The following is a 15,528-nucleotide window of genomic DNA, read 5'->3' as shown; positions in this document are numbered from 1 at the left end:
TTATACAAGTGATGAGGGTGAAGAGAATGGCAAGTATCGCTGGGTTTCTGAGTGTCGCCTTGAGTGCGGCACCCTGGTTATTGTTGGGTTTGTTAATTGCCGGCTTGATAAAATCCTATATGCCGGAGCAGTTGTTACAGCGCTGGATGGGAGGGAAGAGTCTGGCCAGTATAGTTCGGGCGGCGATAATCGGTGTGCCTTTGCCGCTGTGTTCTTGTGGTGCGATTCCGACTGCACTGGCTTTGCATCGTGGTGGTGCTGGTCGAGGACCTACAACAGCTTTTTTGATCGGAACGCCCGGTGTTGGCGTAGATTCAATATTATTGACCAGTGTGTTGCTGGGGCCGCTAATGGCGGTTGCGCGTGTACTGGGAGCGGTAATTACGGCTATTTCAACCGGTCTATTGATTTCGCTGACCGATGCCCCCGCAGTTGTGCAACAAAACGTGACAGCAAAGCGTGCTTGCTGTGCTAATGATTGCAGTGATAGTCAGCAACAAAGTCATGCATCTGCAGCGAGCTTTCACGCAAGAGGAAAACTGGCTAGCGGACTGGCTTACGCGTTTGGTGACCTGCTCGATGATATCAGTGCCTGGTTGATCGCCGGTTTAGTGTTGGCTGGTGTGTTAGTCACACTGGTACCACCTGAGACACTGAGTGGTTTATCCGGCGGCTTTTTATCCTTGTTACTCATGGCTGTGATAGGTATCCCGCTGTATATCTGTGCCACGGCGGCGACACCGGTTGCCGCTGGGTTGCTGCTTGCAGGTATCACCCCGGCATGGCACTGGTATTTCTGCTGGCAGGCCCGATTACCAGCTGGCTACGCTGGGTGTTCTGAGACGAGAGTTTGGTACTCAGGCGCTGTTACTCTATTTAGGCAGTATTTTAGTGGTGACGACTGCGTTGGGCTGGTTGCTGGATCAGTCATTGCAATGGCTGAGGTTAGATCCGGTGATTCAGGCTACACAGGTGCAGGAACTGCTTCCAGGTTGGCTGGAAATGACTGCGTTGGCTGTGCTGTTGATGCTGGTCATACAGCCATTGCGTCGGCGCCTGCTGGGTTTTTGATACCAGTAGGCCGGTTGAAATTATCGCTTTGATCCGCATATAGACAACTTGGTTATTCGTAAGGACTATCTATGGCAATCGCACTGGCAATTAATTCACTGCAGAAAACCTACGGGAACGGCTTTGAAGCGCTAAAAGGCATCTCACTTGAGGTGAAACAGGGCGACTTTTTTGCACTGTTAGGTCCCAATGGTGCAGGTAAATCAACTACCCTGGGGATTGTTTCATCGCTGGTGAATAAAACAGCAGGTGAGGTAAAGGTCTTCGGTTATGATTTGGATAAAGACAAAACGCTGGCTAAGATGCAGCTGGGTGTGGTGCCGCAGGAGTTCAATTTCAACACCTTTGAGCGAGTGCTGGATATTCTGGTGACTCAGGCAGGGTATTACGGTATCAGTCGTAAACCGGCACTGGAGCGTTCAGAGTATTACCTGAAGAAATTGGGGTTGTGGGAAAAACGCAATGAAGCTGCCCGTATGCTGTCGGGTGGTATGAAGCGCCGTTTGATGATTGCCAGAGCGCTGGTGCATGAGCCCAAATTACTGATTCTCGATGAGCCTACCGCCGGGGTTGATATTGAGTTGCGTCGCTCTATGTGGAGTTTTCTGAAAGAGATCAATGCGCGCGGTACCACCATCATTTTGACGACTCACTACCTGGAAGAGGCTGAATCACTGTGCCGGAATATTGCCATTATCGATCAGGGTCGTATTGTTGAAAATACCAGTATGAAAAGGCTGCTACAGACGCTCAATACGGAAACCTTTATTCTGGACCTGGCAGCCGATCTGGAGGAGATGCCGGCACTCTCCGGCTACACCCTGCGTCAGATCGATGCGCATACCCTGGAAGTTGATATTCAAAAAAACATGGGGATGAATCAGGTATTTACTCAGCTGTCTGAGCAAGGTGTTACGGTGCTGAGTATGCGTAATAAATCCAACCGGCTGGAGGAGCTATTTGTGTCATTAGTTGAAAAAACCTTGAGTGCAGAGGTGTCAGTATGAATGCGCAGTTGCTGTTTACTGCCTTCTGGACGCTGTTGGTAAAAGAAATACGCCGTTTTAGCCGTATCTGGATACAAACCCTGCTGCCGCCTGCCATTACCATGACGCTGTATTTTATTATTTTCGGTAATCTGATCGGCTCACGTATTGGTGAGATGGGCGGTTTTGGTTACATGGAGTACATTGCTCCCGGACTCATCATGATGTCAGTGATTACCAATTCTTACAGCAATGTCGTGTCGTCTTTCTTTGGCACCAAGTTTCAGCGCAACATTGAAGAACTGCTGGTGGCTCCAGTACCAACTGGGTGATTCTGGCTGGCTATGTTACCGGCGGTGCTGCACGCGGGTTGGGGGTGGGGGTTATTGTGACGATCCTGTCACTGTTTTTTACTCAGTTGCATATCAGCCACTTCTGGATCACGCTGAGTACGGTGATACTGACTGCCATCGTATTTTCTCTGGGTGGCTTTATTAATGCGGTTTATGCGAATAGTTTTGATGATATCTCTATTGTACCGACCTTTATTTTGACGCCGCTGACCTATCTGGGTGGGGTGTTTTATTCCATCTCACTGCTACCGGATTTCTGGCAGGGGGTTTCCCAGTTGAATCCGATTCTGTATATGGTCAACAGCTTTCGCTACGGCATTCTGGGAGTGAGTGATATCAATATTGTGTTCGCATTTGCTATGATTATAGGCTTTATTGTTGTACTTAGTGCTTACTCGATGCACCTGCTCAATACCGGTAAAGGAATTCGCAGTTAATGACCGAAGATGATGTGGTGCTTAGTTCACCACTTGGACAAGAAACAGGCTATACGAATCAGTATGATCCGTCATTGCTTTACCCTATTGCTCGCGACTTGAACTGGCAGGCGCGCGGTGTTGGGCGTGAAAATCTGCCCTTTAAAGGGTAGATCTGTGGAACGCCTATGAGATCTCCTGGTTGAACGCACAAGGCAAGCCGCTGGTACGAATTGGTGAATTCCGTATTCCGGCCAGTTCCAGCCACATCATCGAGTCCAAGTCGTTCAAACTTTACCTGAACTCCTTCAACCTGACACGCTTTCAGTCAGACGCTGAGGTGGTCGCACGTATGCAGCAGGATCTCAGTGAAGCGGCGGGTGGCAAGGTGCTGGTGCGGCTGATTAAAGTTAATGATGCGGCAGCGATTGAGCGTCTTCAGGGGGAGTGTCTGGATGACCTGCCGCTGACGGTGACGCATTACAGCCCGGCACCAGAGTGTCTGAAAACGGCATCACGGGTGGTGGAGGAGAGCCTGGTCAGTCATCTGCTTAAATCCAACTGTCCGGTGACAGGTCAGCCTGACTGGGCGAGTATTCAGATACGTTACAAAGGTCCGGCGATAGATCATACCGGGTTGCTGGCTTATCTGATCTCTTACCGTGAAAAAGGCGATTTCCACGAACAGTGTGTCGAAAATATCTTTATGGATATCTGGCAAGCATGTAAACCGCAGAAGCTGACGGTCTATGCCCGTTATTTGCGCCGTGGTGGGCTGGATATCAATCCTTATCGCTCCAGCCTGTCGGGTGAGCCAGGCAACCCGCGCCTGTCGCGCCAATAAACTCCAGGAAAGCCCATGAATGCTATAGATCTGTTGTTAACCCGCGTCTCGTCACCGGTTTTAGAGGAACCGGCTCCCACGGCGGAGCAGTTGGACCTGATGTACCGCGCCGCGCTGCGGGGCCCAGATCATGGTGGCCTGCGTCCTTACCGTTTTCTGCAGATTGAAGGGGAAGGGCGGGAAAAGCTGGGGCAGATCTTTGTCGATGCAGCGCGTGCAGAACGCGCTGATATCAGTGAACAGGAGGTTCAGAAATTATTCAATGCGCCGTTACGTGCACCGTTGATTATTGTGGCGATCGCTCCTTGCAGTCGCATCCCAAAGTACCGGCTGTAGAGCAGCAACTGGCCGCGGGTTGTGCGGCACATGGCATACTGCTAGCGGCCTTTGCCCAAGGGTGGATGCTATCTGGCGCAGTGGAGCTATGGCCTTTAATTCACAGGTGATGTCCCGTCTGGGGCTGGAGGCCGATGAGCAGATTATCGGTTTTATCTATCTCGGTAAGGCACGTAAACACCGCGTGGTTCCCTGCCCTCAGCCAGGTGAGTTTGTGCAGAAATGGGGGCGCAGATGAAACAGATTGCCTTTTTACAGGAGCTGCAGCAATCCATACCCTTGACTCGTGCCATGGCGATTTCAGCCTGTGAGTATGATGGCCAGCAGTTGCAGTTGAGCGCCCCCTGGCGGCAAATGTGAATGACAAGGGCACCGGGTTTGCAGGCTCATTAACGGCGTTGGCTACGCTGGCAGGCTGGAGTCTGACCACCCTCTATGCGCGCGATTTGGATGAAGATGTTAATGTCGTCGCCGCTGAAAGCCACGTGCGCTACCTTAAACCTGTAACCGCCGATTTTAGTGCTTGCGTGGAACTACCAGACACCGCGTTATGTGAGCGTTTTCGTGAACGCCTGCAAAGTCGGGGAAAGGCCAGCCTGCCCTTAATCATCCAGATTTTTCAGGGAGCCGAGCTGGCGCTGCAGCTTGAGAGTGTCTATGTAGCTATAAGGCGTTAATGTCGAGCGCGAAAATGCCATTCTCCAGGTTGAATGGCATTGGCAACTGCTTGCTTGATACCCTCATCACTTAAATGAAGTGCTCCTCTCATGATACAAGACTTTTTAGATGATCTCGTGTTGGCTTTGTCGACAGAAAAAAATCCTGGCAAGGTTGCTGATTATATTCCGCAATTGGCGCATGTGGATCCGCATCAATTTGGTATAGCGGTGTGTACTCCAGAGGGGCAAATCTACTCGGCAGGCCAAGCGGATAGCCTGTTTTCCATTCAGAGTATTTCCAAAGTATTTACGCTCACCATGGCGTTAGGAAAGCTGGGTGATGGCATTTGGACCCATGTAGGACGCGAACCTTCGGGTGATCCGTTTAACTCAATTGTTCAACTTGAGCATGAGTCGGGTAAGCCACGCAATCCCTTTATCAATGCCGGTGCTCTTGCCGTGGTTGATGCCATCATGATGGGCCATGAACCTAAAGAAACGCTTGCCGAAATCTTGAACTTCGTACGCTTTATCGCCAATGATAATAGTATTTGCTTTGATCATGTTGTGGCCGCCTCTGAAATGGCCCATCGCGACCGCAACGCATCACTGGCACACTTTATGAAAGCCTTCGGACGCTTGCGTCATGATGTAGACAAGATACTCGGTACCTATTTTCATCAATGTGCTCTTGCCATGAGTTGCGAACAGCTGGCAAGAGCCGGGCTGTTTTTGGTGTCGGATGGTGTGGATAAAACAACCGGCATTCGCGTGGTATCGGCCCAGCGCGCGCGGCGCATCAATTCACTTATGATGATGTGTGGCCACTATGATGGCTCAGGCGAGTTTGCCTATCGCGTCGGCTTACCCGGAAAAAGTGGTGTGGGTGGCGGTATTCTCGCAATCGCCCCAGGTAAGGGCTCGATTGCCGTTTGGTCACCTGGGCTCGATGCACTGGGGAATAGCTATTTAGGCACCCGTGCGCTGGAGCGCTTGGTGCAGCATACCGGCTGGTCTGTGTTTGGGCATTGATCAGCGCGGTATGGCTCTGACGCCAGCTTATACGCCCAGGCTTAATCTGTCGGTGTAATGCGTTCAACTTTTTCGATGATAATCGGGGTGATGGGTACATTCTGGTGCCCGCCGCGCGAGCGTGTTGGAACTCTGGCAATACCAAACACCACATCCAGACCCGCCGTTACTTCACCAAATACAGCATAGCCGGCTCGCAACGGGTGGCCATCCAGGTTTTGGTTATTGCCGACATTGATAAAGAATTGAGACGTAGCACTGTCAGGATCATTGGTGCGCGCCATGGCAATGCTGCCGCGACGGTTGCTCAAGCCATTGGTTGACTCGTTAGCAATAGCAGGTCGCGTATCCTGCCGCTTAAGGTCGGCATCAAAGCCCCCGCCCTGAATCATAAAGTTCGGAATGACCCGATGGAAGGTCAACCCTTCATAAAACCCACTGTCCACATAAGCCAGAAAGTTTTCCACTGTGACGGGCGCGTTAACCGGATCCAGCGTCAGTTCAATGTCACCCTGGCTGGTAATCATACGTATCTGCACGGAAGATTCTTGTGCCATCACCTGTGTGGGTAAGAGTATTGATAAAAGTAAGACAAAAATACTCACAATTTTCATGGTGGAATACCTGTGTAGGTTATAGTATTAAAAAGAGGGTATTAAAAATAGAGCATGATTTTACTGACTAATTCCATCAAAATACCAGCTGTTTACAAGAAAAGTACTATCTGAGGAAGTGTGGGATGAATACATTGAAGCTCAAGTCCAAGTTGCTACTGATGGCGCTGGTACCTATGTTGATGATTACAGTGGCACTATTGTTACTGGTTAATTTTCAAATGCGCGCAGCGGGTACAGCTGAAGTAGAGCGTATTCGTGAATCCATGATGGATGCCAAGCGGGAAGCCCTGCTGCATCATGTTGAAATTGCGATTACGGCCGTTAAACCCTATGTAACAAATCTCAATCCTTCAGCAGAGCAACTGGAAGCTGCAAAATCTGTGCTGCGTAGTATGCGTTTTGGTCCAGATGGCTATATGTTCATCTTTGATCAACGTGGTAATACGCTTGTGCATGGTATGTCTCCGCAGTTGGAAGGACGTAACCTGAATGACCTGACCGATCCCGAGGGGTTTTTCTTGTCAGAGAACTGATTAAGGCTGGCCTGAATGGCGGTGGATATGTGGGCTATATATGGGATGAACCCACCCGTGATGGCCTGACTCCAAAACTTAGTTACGCCGAGCCCATGTTAAACAATGAATGGATAGTCGGAACTGGCTTCTATATTGATGATGTGGAAAAGGCTGTTGCTATCCAGAAGGCACTGTTTGAAAAAGAGGTGACGTCAGTATTGCTACGCATTGTTATCAGTGCTGTGGTCATTCTGGTACTGGTATTCCTTGCCGTATGGGCTATCGGCGGTCGAATAGTCAGACCGGCACAGCAAACATCTGCAGCACTCAAAGATATTGCTGAAGGAGAAGGAGACCTGACTAAGCGTCTTGAAGTCATCAGCCAAGATGAAATTGGTGATGTAGCCAAAGAATTCAATCTGTTCACTGACAAGATTCATCAGTTGGTTCGTGAAGTTAAAACCTCAGTAGAAGAGCTGACCGAATCCAGTGAAGCGATGAAAATCGTGGTAACCCGCAGCCATGAGGATTCCTCACTACAGCAAACAGAAACTACTCAAGTGGCGGCGGCGATTCATGAGATGTCAGCGGCTGTTGAAGAGGTTGCCGGGAGCGCATCGCGTGCGGCAGCGGCTGCTCTGGAAGCTGACCGTGAAGCTAACGATGGACAGCAGATTGTCGGCCAGACGATTCAGGCGATCAATAAGCTGGCTGATGATGTTAATCGCGCCGCTGATGTCATAGAAAAACTGGGTGATAATGCTGAACAGATAGGTACGGTTGTCAGCGTAATTAAAAATATAGCTGATCAGACCAACTTGCTGGCGTTGAATGCCGCTATCGAAGCCGCGCGTGCCGGCGAATATGGACGGGGCTTTGCTGTGGTTGCCGATGAGGTCAGAACCCTGGCAAACAGAACGCAGCAGAGCACCAATGAGATTCAACAGATGATTGACGCTCTGCAGGCGGGTACACGCGATGCGGTCAGCGTTATGCAGCGCAGTCGTGAAGCCTCAGTGGAGACGGTAAAACGTGCGGCGGGTGCCAATGAATCGCTGGAAACGATTGCCCGTTCTGTGGGCACTATCACGGAAATGAATACACAAATTGCCAGCGCGGCTGAAGAGCAAACAGCAGTTGCTAATGAGGTCAGTCAGAGTATTCAGAAGATTGCTGACACGGCTGAGCATGGTAAGCGTAATGCTGATGAAGTGGCAAACACCTCCGAGCGTATGGCATCGTTGGAACAACGTCTTAAACAGCTGGTATCGCGCTTTCGTGTGTGATTAACTCCAGCACTTCTGGAAACAACGGCTGAACTGGCTGAGCTCCTTTTACGTACCCATGTAAAAGGAGCTCATTATGTTCAAATTAACGCTTGTTACGCTATTTACGGCGGGATTACTCGGCACTTCGTCTTTGCAGGCTAATCAGTCTGAATCCAAAACCCCCGATCAGGTTATGCATTTGTATGGCGATACGCTGGTATTTGATGTACTGCGTAGTGGTCGAACCATTGGTACACACAGGCTGGACTTCAGTGAAGAGCAGGGCATGTTAAGAGTAGATGTTGAAATGGATCTGAATATCCGTTTTATGGCCCTGTTTTCTTATCAGTACCGTTACCTTGCCAGTGAGTGGTGGAGTAATGGGCAGTTGCAACGCCTGGATGTTCGTATTGATGATGATGGCGATCTCACAGAGTTATCAGCACAACGTGAGGGTGATTATATTCATCTGGTTCAGGGCAGTCAGTCACGCCAGATTCCTGCCGAATTGCTGACCACTAATCATTGGAATGTGGCCCTTTTGTCTCAATCTGCCGTGCTCAACACACTGACGGGTGAAATCAGTCAACTGGCGGTTGAGTTTCTGGGTGATGCTACGGCTCCTGCCGGTGGTAAGGAGGTGCCGGTTCGCCAGTACCGCTTGGGCGGTGAGCTGGAAGATACCGATACCTGGTATGATGATCAGGGTCGTTGGTTGGGTATGGAGTTCAGCGCACGGGATGACTCTCGTATACGCTTGATCAATCGCACTATTGGAGGTCAGGGTGAATAGTCCCTGGAAACTGGTCTGGATTACCGGTGGAGGCAGTGGTATTGGTTTGGCTGTAGCACAACAGTTAGTCGCTTTGGGTGCTCAGGTCGTTATCAGTGGTCGCCATGAATCCACGCTGATAGAAAGCTGTACTCAGGTTAATCGGCAGAACTTGCCGGGTTCCTTGCACCCGCTGGTCTGTGATGTGACTTCGTTAGAGTCTGTGCAAGTGGCCTGGCAGAGGCTTATGCTGGATTATGCCGTGCCGGATCTGGTGTTATTGAATGCCGGTAATCATCAACCCGTGAGCGTGGATGGATTCAGCCCGGAGCCATTTAAACAACTTATGGCGGTTAACTATTTTGGCGTAGTGAACTGTCTGTCGGTTTTGTTGCCTGATCTATTAAGCCGACAGCGCGGACAGGTGGGTGTGGTGGCTTCTGTAGCGGGTTACTCCGGGTTACCTACAGCCGCCGCTTATGGTGGCAGTAAAGCGGCGGTGATCAATACCTGTGAGGCTCTCTATCCCGAACTGAAAGCCCAGGGTATTCAGTTATCCTTGATTAACCCGGGGTTCGTAAAAACCCCGCTGACAGATAAAAACAGATTTACCATGCCCTTTCTGATTGAGGCTGATCAGGCGGCAGCTGCTATTATTCAAGGATTACAGCGCAAGCGTTTTGAAATTGCATTTCCCCGGACTTTTGTCATGCTGTTAAAATTTCTGCGTCTGTTACCCTATTCACTCTACTTCAGGCTGACGCGAAAACTCTTACCCTGAAGTGAGGAGATATAATGCCAGAAATGAGTCCCAAACAGCGTTGTGAGCGCTATTGCGAGGTGTTCAGTAACCTGAGCCCAGAGACTATCGATCAATTTCAGGACCTGGTTACTGAGCAAGTGCATTTTCGTGACCCTTTCAACGATGTCAGGGGTTACAGCAAAATGCGCCGGGTGTTGGAGGATATGTTCGAAAACACCGAAAACCCGGCTTTTAATGTGCTGGAGCAAAGCGTCTATGCTGATCATGCCTGGTTGCGCTGGCAGTTTACCGCCAGTGTACCGGTGATAGGCCTGTTATCTGTGGAGGGCGCTACCCGCTTGGAGTTTGATCACTATAATGGCCTGGTCACTGAGCATATTGATTATTGGGACAGTGCCCCGGTGTATCTGCGCCTGCCATTCATTGGCTGGCTGCTGCGTCGGATCAAACAACGCATGTCGGCAAGCTGATTATTCTGGAATCAGGCTGAAGGGTGCCGTCTTGAGTTGGTCAGCCCGAATAAACGATAGTGTGACCTGGCCGAGTTCCACACCCCATTTTTTTACACTGGCACGATTCATCAATACACCACCTGGCTGTAGATACATCCAGTCATCAAAGCTTACACGCCAACTGCCATCGCCCACTTTAAGATCCATCTGGTAGCGCCAGTTCAGGGCATTGCCACTGATTTGACCCACAGCGACACCGACAATATCATCTGCCTGTCCTTGATATTCACCCTCGGCTGTGGGAGTGATTCGCCATACGCGCCGGTCAGTTTCACCATCGGAGTAGAGAAAATACTCATCCAGCACCAGGGTATCGCCCTGCATCTGCGCATCAATTTCTACCTTGAATTCACGTCGCAGATTACCGAAGCGGTCTTCAAAAATACCCCAGGCATAGATCCGGCCTTGAAAGTAGTCTTCCAACACCAGTTTGGGTTCACGATCTGTAAAGTTTTCAATATTCATACGGCTACACCCTGCCAGCAGCAGACTGATCAGGAGCAAAAGGCTTAGTCGGTAGATCATCAATAGAGCTCCGTTCAGATCGTTGCGTTAGTCGATACATAATGGACTTGTGGTGACGGCTTTTCAGTGGAAACTGCCATAATATGATGATGGCAATACCCTTCAATACGCTGGGAAGCAGAGCATAGATCAGTCCAAGAGCCAGTACGGGTGCACTCATTTCAGCGTTAAAACCAGCCAGTTCCAATAGCCCCAAAGCGACCAGCGCCGCCAATGCCAATGCCAGTTTGGTGGCGGCATTCCAGAGAGCGAACAATAAACCGGTTTGGCGACGGCGATAGCGGAATTTATCCCAGTCGGTGACTTCAGCCTGAATCGCATGAGGTAGCGCCAGATCAGCCCCAGTGCCGCACCGGTTAGAATGCAAATAAGCACAAACCCATAGGTATCACCTGGTCCCAGCCATGCGGCTGGCAGGAAGGCGGCTATGGCTAGCAGCATGGCGAGTTGCCAAAGCAGCACTTTATCCAGCTGCCGGCTCAGTTTCAGCCACATAGGCAGTGCACAGCAGGCGGCGATAAAATAGATCAGAATAAATACGGGCCTTAATTCGGCATCAAGCCCGAGTACCGAGGTGATATACAGGGGGAAAAGTACAGCAGGAATGCCATTGGCGACACCGTTGGTAAACCAGGCTGCCACCAAACGCATGGCTGGACGGTTTTTGATTAAGCCACGCCAGTTTCCTTGTGACAGGTTTTCACCCGCCTGCGGAGCGGGCAGGCGGGTCAGAAGCCGGTAAATAAACCAGCCACCCGGTAGCAAGGTGATCAGCGCCATGACTTGCAGCATCTGTGTGGTGCTGAGTCCGGCAAGCACCAGCAAAGGTACACTTGCTGAGACTAATAACCCTATCAGTGCCAAACCTTCACGCAATGACACCGCCCGGGTGCGCTGCAGACTGCTGTCGCTCAGATGACTTAGCCAGGTAATATAGGCACTTGAACCAGCGTCCATCCCAGGTATAAAAACAGCGCTCCAAACAGCAACGACAGAGCCGGGGCTGACGCCAACGGGTGAATCAGTAATCCCAGAGACGGTATGCAAATTAAACCACCGATAGCCAGTGTGGTCTTGAACTGCCGTGGTGAGGCGAAATCGAGCCAACGACCAATGAGCGGATCGGTAATCACATCACTTAAACGGGCCAGCATCAGCAGCAACCCTGTGAGTAATAACGGCAAACCTATCTCTTCTACATAATAGGTGGGAAGCAGAATGTAGATGGCAACTGTCGGCACAGCCAGCGGTAAAGCAGGCAGCGCATAACTAAACAGTGCTTGTCGCGAAAGCGGCTGGCTCACGCGTGCTCCAACTGGTAAAAACCGACATCAACAGTCTGGTGGCGAAAGCCCCTTCACAATAGGCCAGATAATACAGCCACATACGCCGAAAGCGCTCATCAAAACCCTGCGCCTTTACCCTTGGCCATTGCTCGATAAAATTGTGCCGCCAGATGGTCAGGGTCTTTGCATAGTCCAGACCGAAAAACTGACTGTCGGTCAGTTTCAGTTGCTGCTGTTCCAGTGCGGTCTGCATACGTGACGGGCTGGGTAACATGCCACCAGGGAAAATATAGCGCTGAATAAAATCCGGATTGCGGCGGTATTCCTCAAACCGGTCCTCAGCAATGCTGATTACTTGCAATACGGCACGACCGCCCGGTTTCAGTACACCTTGCAGTGTCCGGAAGTAGGTGGCCCAGTGCTCTTCTCCCACGGCTTCAAACATTTCAATAGAAACTATATGGTCATACTGACCTTCAAGATCACGGTAATCGGTCAGGCTGAAGTGGCATTGTTCAGACAGGCCAGCGTTATCTATGCGTTGTTGAGCAAACAGAAGTTGTTCCTGCGACAGGGTAATGCCATGCACGCAGGCACCGAATTCAGTCGCGGCCAACTCGGCAAAACCGCCCCAACCACAGCCTACTTCAAGCACCTGTTGGCCTGGTTGCAGATCGAGCATTTGTGCAATACGTCGATATTTCTGCTGCTGCGCATCAAACAACGACTGCTCAGGTGAGCTAAACAGTGCTGATGAGTAGGTCATGCTGGGGTCCAGCCACAAGCGGTAAAAATCATTACCCAGATCGTAATGGTAGGCAATATTGCGTCGACTGCCGCGCTTGGTGTTGGCTCGGCGCAGATGTACCAGCCGGTTGAGAAGGCGCAGCCAAAGTTTGCCATTACTCAGATCCGGCATCTGACGTTCGTTGCCCAGTGCCCAGCGCATCAGTGCTACCAGATCCGGAGAGTCCCACTCACCCGCCATATAGCTTTCGGCCATGCCGAGCTGGCCACCTTGCAATAGTCGGCGCAGAGGACGGAAATTATTCAGGCGGATTTCGGCCCGGGGTTCACCATCCTGTACTTTGCCAAGCTGTAGCTGCTGCCCGTTAGGCAGCTGCAGGTCCAGAGTGCCGTAGTTCAGTTCAGGTAGCTGTCGTAAGACGCTATTAAGTAACGTACGATTAAACCAGCTATGCTCAGCCAGTAATTCATGCGAACGCGCTACTTGGTAGTGAGAAGGCTTCATGACAGCTTTACTCCTTGTGGACTGATCAGCGAAACACGGTAAGTCGGCTGTATTGGGCGAGGCTGAACTTTCATACCCTTGCGCCAGAGTCGCAGTGCTTCCCAGTGAATGCCCCCGATTACCTTTAGGGTCATGAGCGGGTGGCGGATAAAGGTTTTCAGTATCGACCGCTGTGTGATTTCTATGCGTTGACCGGAAAAAGTGGCATCAAATAGTGGTCCTTGGTCATCCGTTTGGCGAATCATAACGGCCAGATTTTTATCTGGTGGCTGTAGACGGAATTGATAAGCGGTTTGCATAGGCATAAACGGCGACACATAAAACGCCTTGTCAGCTTGTTGGCGAATAACCTCAGTGTTGAGCGGATCAACGGGGATCAGATAACTGTGACGCTGACCAAAGGTATTACTGACTTCATAAAGGATGGCACTGAGGTCACCGGATTCGTTATAGCAATAGAATACACTCAGTGGGTTAAACACATAGCCAAACAGGCGCGGGTAGCAGAGCAAGCGCACAGCGCCTGAGCCTGTGTCGATGTTGTGTTGCTGCAGAAGCGTTTTGATCTGGGTTTTCAGCGGTGTGCCTGAGCCATCACCATGATCACGCTGATGAAATGAAAACAGATTGAAGTGATCAATGGAAACACATGTAAATTGATTCAGCGTTTCAAGCTCGTCTAGGTCGATCAGCCAGGCGCTGACCCGATAAACAAAACGGTGCTTTACCGGACGCAGACGCTGATGCATCACCTCGCCAAGGTAAATGCCAGAGTGCAATACCTGGCTCATGCTACCGCCTCCCGGCATAAGCGTGATTCCGGACGGGTTCTGGGCATGACATGTATACGGCTGTTGGGGTTATCCAAATGCCAGGGGCGTCGCATACCACCGAGCGCTTCAGCTGCGGCGAGGCCGGATTGCAGCCCATCTTCGTGAAACCCATAGCCAAACCAGGCGCCACAATACCAGGTGTTCTTTACCCCTTGCAGATTCCAGAGCTTTTCTTGTGCTGCGACAGATTCCAGGTTGAATGCGGGGTGGTCGTAAAGAAAACTACGATGGATACTACCTTCTTCAGGCTCTTCAACAGGGTTGAGTGTGACAAATAAGGGCTTTTCTTCAGGCAGGTGTTGCAGTCTGTTCATCCAGTAAGTCACGCTCACATCCGCGGTCTGGTCCGCCGCTGTATTGGCCAGGTAGTTCCAGCTGGCCCAGGCGGCACGGCGTTTTGGCATCAGTGCTGTATCACTGTGCAAAATGGCGCGGTTACGCTGATAGGGAAAATGCTTTAGTAACTGCTGTTCATCATGGGTCGGAGCGGCCAGCATCTCCAGCGCCTGATCGGCGTGACAGGCCATGACAACATGATCAAAGGTTTCACGCTTGCCATGCAAATCTTCCAGAATTACCTGACCGTTGTGGCGGTGAATCCGATGAATGTGGCTGTTGAGTCTGATTGGATTTTTGAGTTCATGAAGAATCTTGTTGACGTATTCCCGACTACCACCCACAACTGTTCGCCACTGCGGGCGATCAGTGAGTTGTACCAATCCATGATTCTGACAAAAACGCAGAAACGTCAAAGCCGGGTAGTCCAGCATTTTATCTGCCGGTGTAGACCAGATGGCGGCTCCCATAGGGATCAGGTGCTGGTGAATAAAGGCGTGACTGTAACCCTGCTGATGCAGTAGCTCGCCCAGAGACAGATTAGCACTGGCAGGATTCTTTACAAAACTATCCGAGTGTTTGTAAAAGTGCAGCAGATCCCGGATTAACTTCCAGAAGGTTGGTCGTAGCAGGTTACTGCGCTGTGCAAACAAACCATTAAGACTGGTGCCACTGTATTCCAGCTGGCCCTGATCCATGCTCACGGCAAACGACATTTCCGTTTCAACACTCTCAACCTGTAACTGGTCAAAAAATTTCACCAGGTTGGGGTAGTTGACCGGATTGAATACAATAAAGCCTGTGTCGACAGCCAGACTGCTGTTGTCGGCAAAATTCACTTCAACCGTGTTGGAGTGTCCCCCTGGACGATCATCTTTTTCAAATACGGTGACATCGTGGTTTTGATTCAGCAGCCAGGCGCAGGATAAGCCTGATATGCCGGAGCCAATCACCGCTATTTTCAGGGGACGCATTACTTTTACATTCATAAACCTGGCCTCATGCCGCTGTGACTGGATATACCTTCTCTTACGATTCGGTATAAGCTTGTAGATCATCAGTGTTTATTAGATTTGTAGCATTTTACCTTTTATTAGCTAGATTTCTTTTTCAGTGATCCACCCGTTTAATGGCAGCGTAGGAGTTTGCAAT

At 50.6% G+C, this 15,528-nt stretch carries 17 protein-coding genes and 4 pseudogenes; 14 read left to right on the top strand and 7 right to left on the bottom strand.

Features of this window, described 5'->3' with window-relative positions; all coding sequences use genetic code 11:
* Positions 1–26 precede the first annotated feature (26 nt).
* The 9 genes and pseudogenes from LH51_RS02235 to LH51_RS02205 all read left to right on the top strand — a co-directional run bounded on the left by LH51_RS02235 (position 27) and on the right by LH51_RS02205 (position 5,697).
* Positions 27–1,103: a permease gene (locus tag LH51_RS02235; protein ID WP_235263443.1), complete on the top strand. Its 1,077-nt coding sequence runs from the start codon at positions 27–29 to the stop codon at positions 1,101–1,103.
* A gap of 39 nt (positions 1,104–1,142) precedes the next feature.
* Positions 1,143–2,078, top strand: a complete 936-nt coding sequence (locus LH51_RS02230; protein WP_036519352.1) for an ABC transporter ATP-binding protein — start codon at positions 1,143–1,145, stop codon at positions 2,076–2,078.
* Positions 2,075–2,847: pseudogene (locus LH51_RS02225) on the top strand (ABC transporter permease). Before LH51_RS02230 ends, LH51_RS02225 begins: the two are co-directional and overlap by 4 nt.
* Positions 2,847–2,999 carry a hypothetical protein gene (locus LH51_RS23885; protein WP_327124020.1) on the top strand — a complete coding sequence of 51 codons (153 nt, stop codon included), beginning with the start codon at positions 2,847–2,849 and terminating at the stop codon, positions 2,997–2,999. Before LH51_RS02225 ends, LH51_RS23885 begins: the two are co-directional and overlap by 1 nt.
* A 29-nt stretch (positions 3,000–3,028) precedes the next feature.
* Positions 3,029–3,670 (top strand): NADPH-dependent 7-cyano-7-deazaguanine reductase QueF, encoded by a 642-nt coding sequence (queF, locus tag LH51_RS02220; RefSeq protein WP_327124018.1) that lies wholly within the window; start codon positions 3,029–3,031, stop codon positions 3,668–3,670.
* A gap of 15 nt (positions 3,671–3,685) precedes the next feature.
* Positions 3,686–4,006: a nitroreductase family protein gene (locus tag LH51_RS21995; RefSeq protein WP_235263441.1), complete on the top strand. Its 321-nt coding sequence runs from the start codon at positions 3,686–3,688 to the stop codon at positions 4,004–4,006.
* Between the two features lie 88 nt (positions 4,007–4,094).
* Positions 4,095–4,244, top strand: a complete 150-nt coding sequence (locus LH51_RS21990) for a hypothetical protein (RefSeq protein ID WP_235263439.1) — start codon at positions 4,095–4,097, stop codon at positions 4,242–4,244.
* Positions 4,229–4,683 (top strand): annotated as a pseudogene (locus tag LH51_RS02210) (YiiD C-terminal domain-containing protein). Before LH51_RS21990 ends, LH51_RS02210 begins: the two are co-directional and overlap by 16 nt.
* Positions 4,684–4,773: 90 nt before the next feature.
* Positions 4,774–5,697 carry a glutaminase gene (locus tag LH51_RS02205; protein WP_442934804.1) on the top strand — a complete coding sequence of 308 codons (924 nt, stop codon included), beginning with the start codon at positions 4,774–4,776 and terminating at the stop codon, positions 5,695–5,697.
* Positions 5,698–5,738: 41 nt separating this feature from the next.
* Here LH51_RS02205 and LH51_RS02200 read toward each other — a convergent pair whose 3' ends face one another.
* Positions 5,739–6,311 (bottom strand): peptidylprolyl isomerase, encoded by a 573-nt coding sequence (locus LH51_RS02200; protein WP_036519350.1) that lies wholly within the window; start codon positions 6,309–6,311, stop codon positions 5,739–5,741.
* Between the two features lie 125 nt (positions 6,312–6,436).
* Here LH51_RS02200 and LH51_RS21985 point away from each other — a divergent pair.
* The 5 genes and pseudogenes from LH51_RS21985 to LH51_RS02180 form a co-directional block, all read left to right on the top strand.
* Positions 6,437–6,948 (top strand): annotated as a pseudogene (locus LH51_RS21985) (cache domain-containing protein); the annotation flags it as partial.
* A complete protein-coding gene (locus LH51_RS02195) occupies positions 6,943–8,115 on the top strand; it encodes a methyl-accepting chemotaxis protein (RefSeq protein ID WP_442934805.1) in 1,173 nt (390 codons plus the stop codon). The pseudogene LH51_RS21985 and the gene LH51_RS02195, both read left to right, overlap by 6 nt.
* Positions 8,116–8,191: 76 nt before the next feature.
* Positions 8,192–8,890, top strand: a complete 699-nt coding sequence (locus LH51_RS02190; protein ID WP_036519348.1) for a DUF6134 family protein — start codon at positions 8,192–8,194, stop codon at positions 8,888–8,890.
* Entirely contained in the window at positions 8,883–9,650 is a 768-nt protein-coding gene (locus tag LH51_RS02185) for an SDR family NAD(P)-dependent oxidoreductase (protein WP_036519345.1), read from the top strand. Before LH51_RS02190 ends, LH51_RS02185 begins: the two co-directional genes overlap by 8 nt.
* Positions 9,651–9,664: 14 nt before the next feature.
* Entirely contained in the window at positions 9,665–10,102 is a 438-nt protein-coding gene (locus tag LH51_RS02180) for a nuclear transport factor 2 family protein (RefSeq protein WP_052063368.1), read from the top strand.
* Here LH51_RS02180 and LH51_RS02175 read toward each other — a convergent pair whose 3' ends face one another.
* The 6 genes and pseudogenes from LH51_RS02175 to LH51_RS02155 all read right to left on the bottom strand — a co-directional run bounded on the left by LH51_RS02175 (position 10,103) and on the right by LH51_RS02155 (position 15,365).
* Positions 10,103–10,609 carry a DUF3833 domain-containing protein gene (locus LH51_RS02175; RefSeq protein ID WP_036519342.1) on the bottom strand — a complete coding sequence of 169 codons (507 nt, stop codon included), beginning with the start codon at positions 10,607–10,609 and terminating at the stop codon, positions 10,103–10,105.
* 4 nt (positions 10,610–10,613) lie between these two features.
* On the bottom strand, positions 10,614–11,036 hold the full coding sequence (locus LH51_RS24590; RefSeq protein ID WP_442934803.1) for an MFS transporter: 423 nt from the start codon (positions 11,034–11,036) through the stop codon (positions 10,614–10,616).
* A 23-nt stretch (positions 11,037–11,059) separates the two neighbouring features.
* Positions 11,060–11,910 (bottom strand): annotated as a pseudogene (locus LH51_RS24585) (MFS transporter); the annotation flags it as partial.
* 28 nt (positions 11,911–11,938) lie between these two features.
* Positions 11,939–13,207, bottom strand: a complete 1,269-nt coding sequence (locus LH51_RS02165) for an SAM-dependent methyltransferase (protein WP_235263433.1) — start codon at positions 13,205–13,207, stop codon at positions 11,939–11,941.
* Complete coding sequence (locus LH51_RS02160) at positions 13,204–13,998, bottom strand: DUF1365 domain-containing protein (RefSeq protein WP_036519339.1); 795 nt, start codon at positions 13,996–13,998, stop codon at positions 13,204–13,206. The genes LH51_RS02165 and LH51_RS02160 overlap by 4 nt, the downstream gene beginning before the upstream one ends.
* Positions 13,995–15,365: an NAD(P)/FAD-dependent oxidoreductase gene (locus LH51_RS02155; protein WP_036519337.1), complete on the bottom strand. Its 1,371-nt coding sequence runs from the start codon at positions 15,363–15,365 to the stop codon at positions 13,995–13,997. Before LH51_RS02155 ends, LH51_RS02160 begins: the two co-directional genes overlap by 4 nt.
* Positions 15,366–15,528: the final 163 nt, after the last annotated feature.

Source organism: Nitrincola sp. A-D6, from assembly GCF_000764495.1.
Lineage (GTDB): Bacteria > Pseudomonadota > Gammaproteobacteria > Pseudomonadales > Balneatricaceae > Nitrincola.
This window is presented reverse-complemented; position numbering and strand designations above follow the sequence as displayed.

What these genes read in the sequence shown, in the direction of transcription:
- LH51_RS02235 (WP_235263443.1), top strand. Translation starts at nt 27, where the DNA reads ATGGCAAGTATCGCTGGGTTTCTGAGTGTCGCCTTGAGTGCGGCACCC.
- LH51_RS02230 (WP_036519352.1), top strand. Translation starts at nt 1,143, where the DNA reads ATGGCAATCGCACTGGCAATTAATTCACTGCAGAAAACCTACGGGAAC.
- LH51_RS23885 (WP_327124020.1), top strand. Translation starts at nt 2,847, where the DNA reads ATGACCGAAGATGATGTGGTGCTTAGTTCACCACTTGGACAAGAAACA.
- LH51_RS21995 (WP_235263441.1), top strand. Translation starts at nt 3,686, where the DNA reads ATGAATGCTATAGATCTGTTGTTAACCCGCGTCTCGTCACCGGTTTTA.
- LH51_RS21990 (WP_235263439.1), top strand. Translation starts at nt 4,095, where the DNA reads ATGGCCTTTAATTCACAGGTGATGTCCCGTCTGGGGCTGGAGGCCGAT.
- LH51_RS02205 (WP_442934804.1), top strand. Translation starts at nt 4,774, where the DNA reads ATGATACAAGACTTTTTAGATGATCTCGTGTTGGCTTTGTCGACAGAA.
- LH51_RS02200 (WP_036519350.1), bottom strand. Translation starts at nt 6,311, where the DNA reads ATGAAAATTGTGAGTATTTTTGTCTTACTTTTATCAATACTCTTACCC.
- LH51_RS02195 (WP_442934805.1), top strand. Translation starts at nt 6,943, where the DNA reads ATGTTAAACAATGAATGGATAGTCGGAACTGGCTTCTATATTGATGAT.
- LH51_RS02190 (WP_036519348.1), top strand. Translation starts at nt 8,192, where the DNA reads ATGTTCAAATTAACGCTTGTTACGCTATTTACGGCGGGATTACTCGGC.
- LH51_RS02180 (WP_052063368.1), top strand. Translation starts at nt 9,665, where the DNA reads ATGCCAGAAATGAGTCCCAAACAGCGTTGTGAGCGCTATTGCGAGGTG.
- LH51_RS02175 (WP_036519342.1), bottom strand. Translation starts at nt 10,609, where the DNA reads ATGAATATTGAAAACTTTACAGATCGTGAACCCAAACTGGTGTTGGAA.
- LH51_RS02165 (WP_235263433.1), bottom strand. Translation starts at nt 13,207, where the DNA reads ATGAAGCCTTCTCACTACCAAGTAGCGCGTTCGCATGAATTACTGGCT.
- LH51_RS02160 (WP_036519339.1), bottom strand. Translation starts at nt 13,998, where the DNA reads ATGAGCCAGGTATTGCACTCTGGCATTTACCTTGGCGAGGTGATGCAT.
- LH51_RS02155 (WP_036519337.1), bottom strand. Translation starts at nt 15,365, where the DNA reads ATGAATGTAAAAGTAATGCGTCCCCTGAAAATAGCGGTGATTGGCTCC.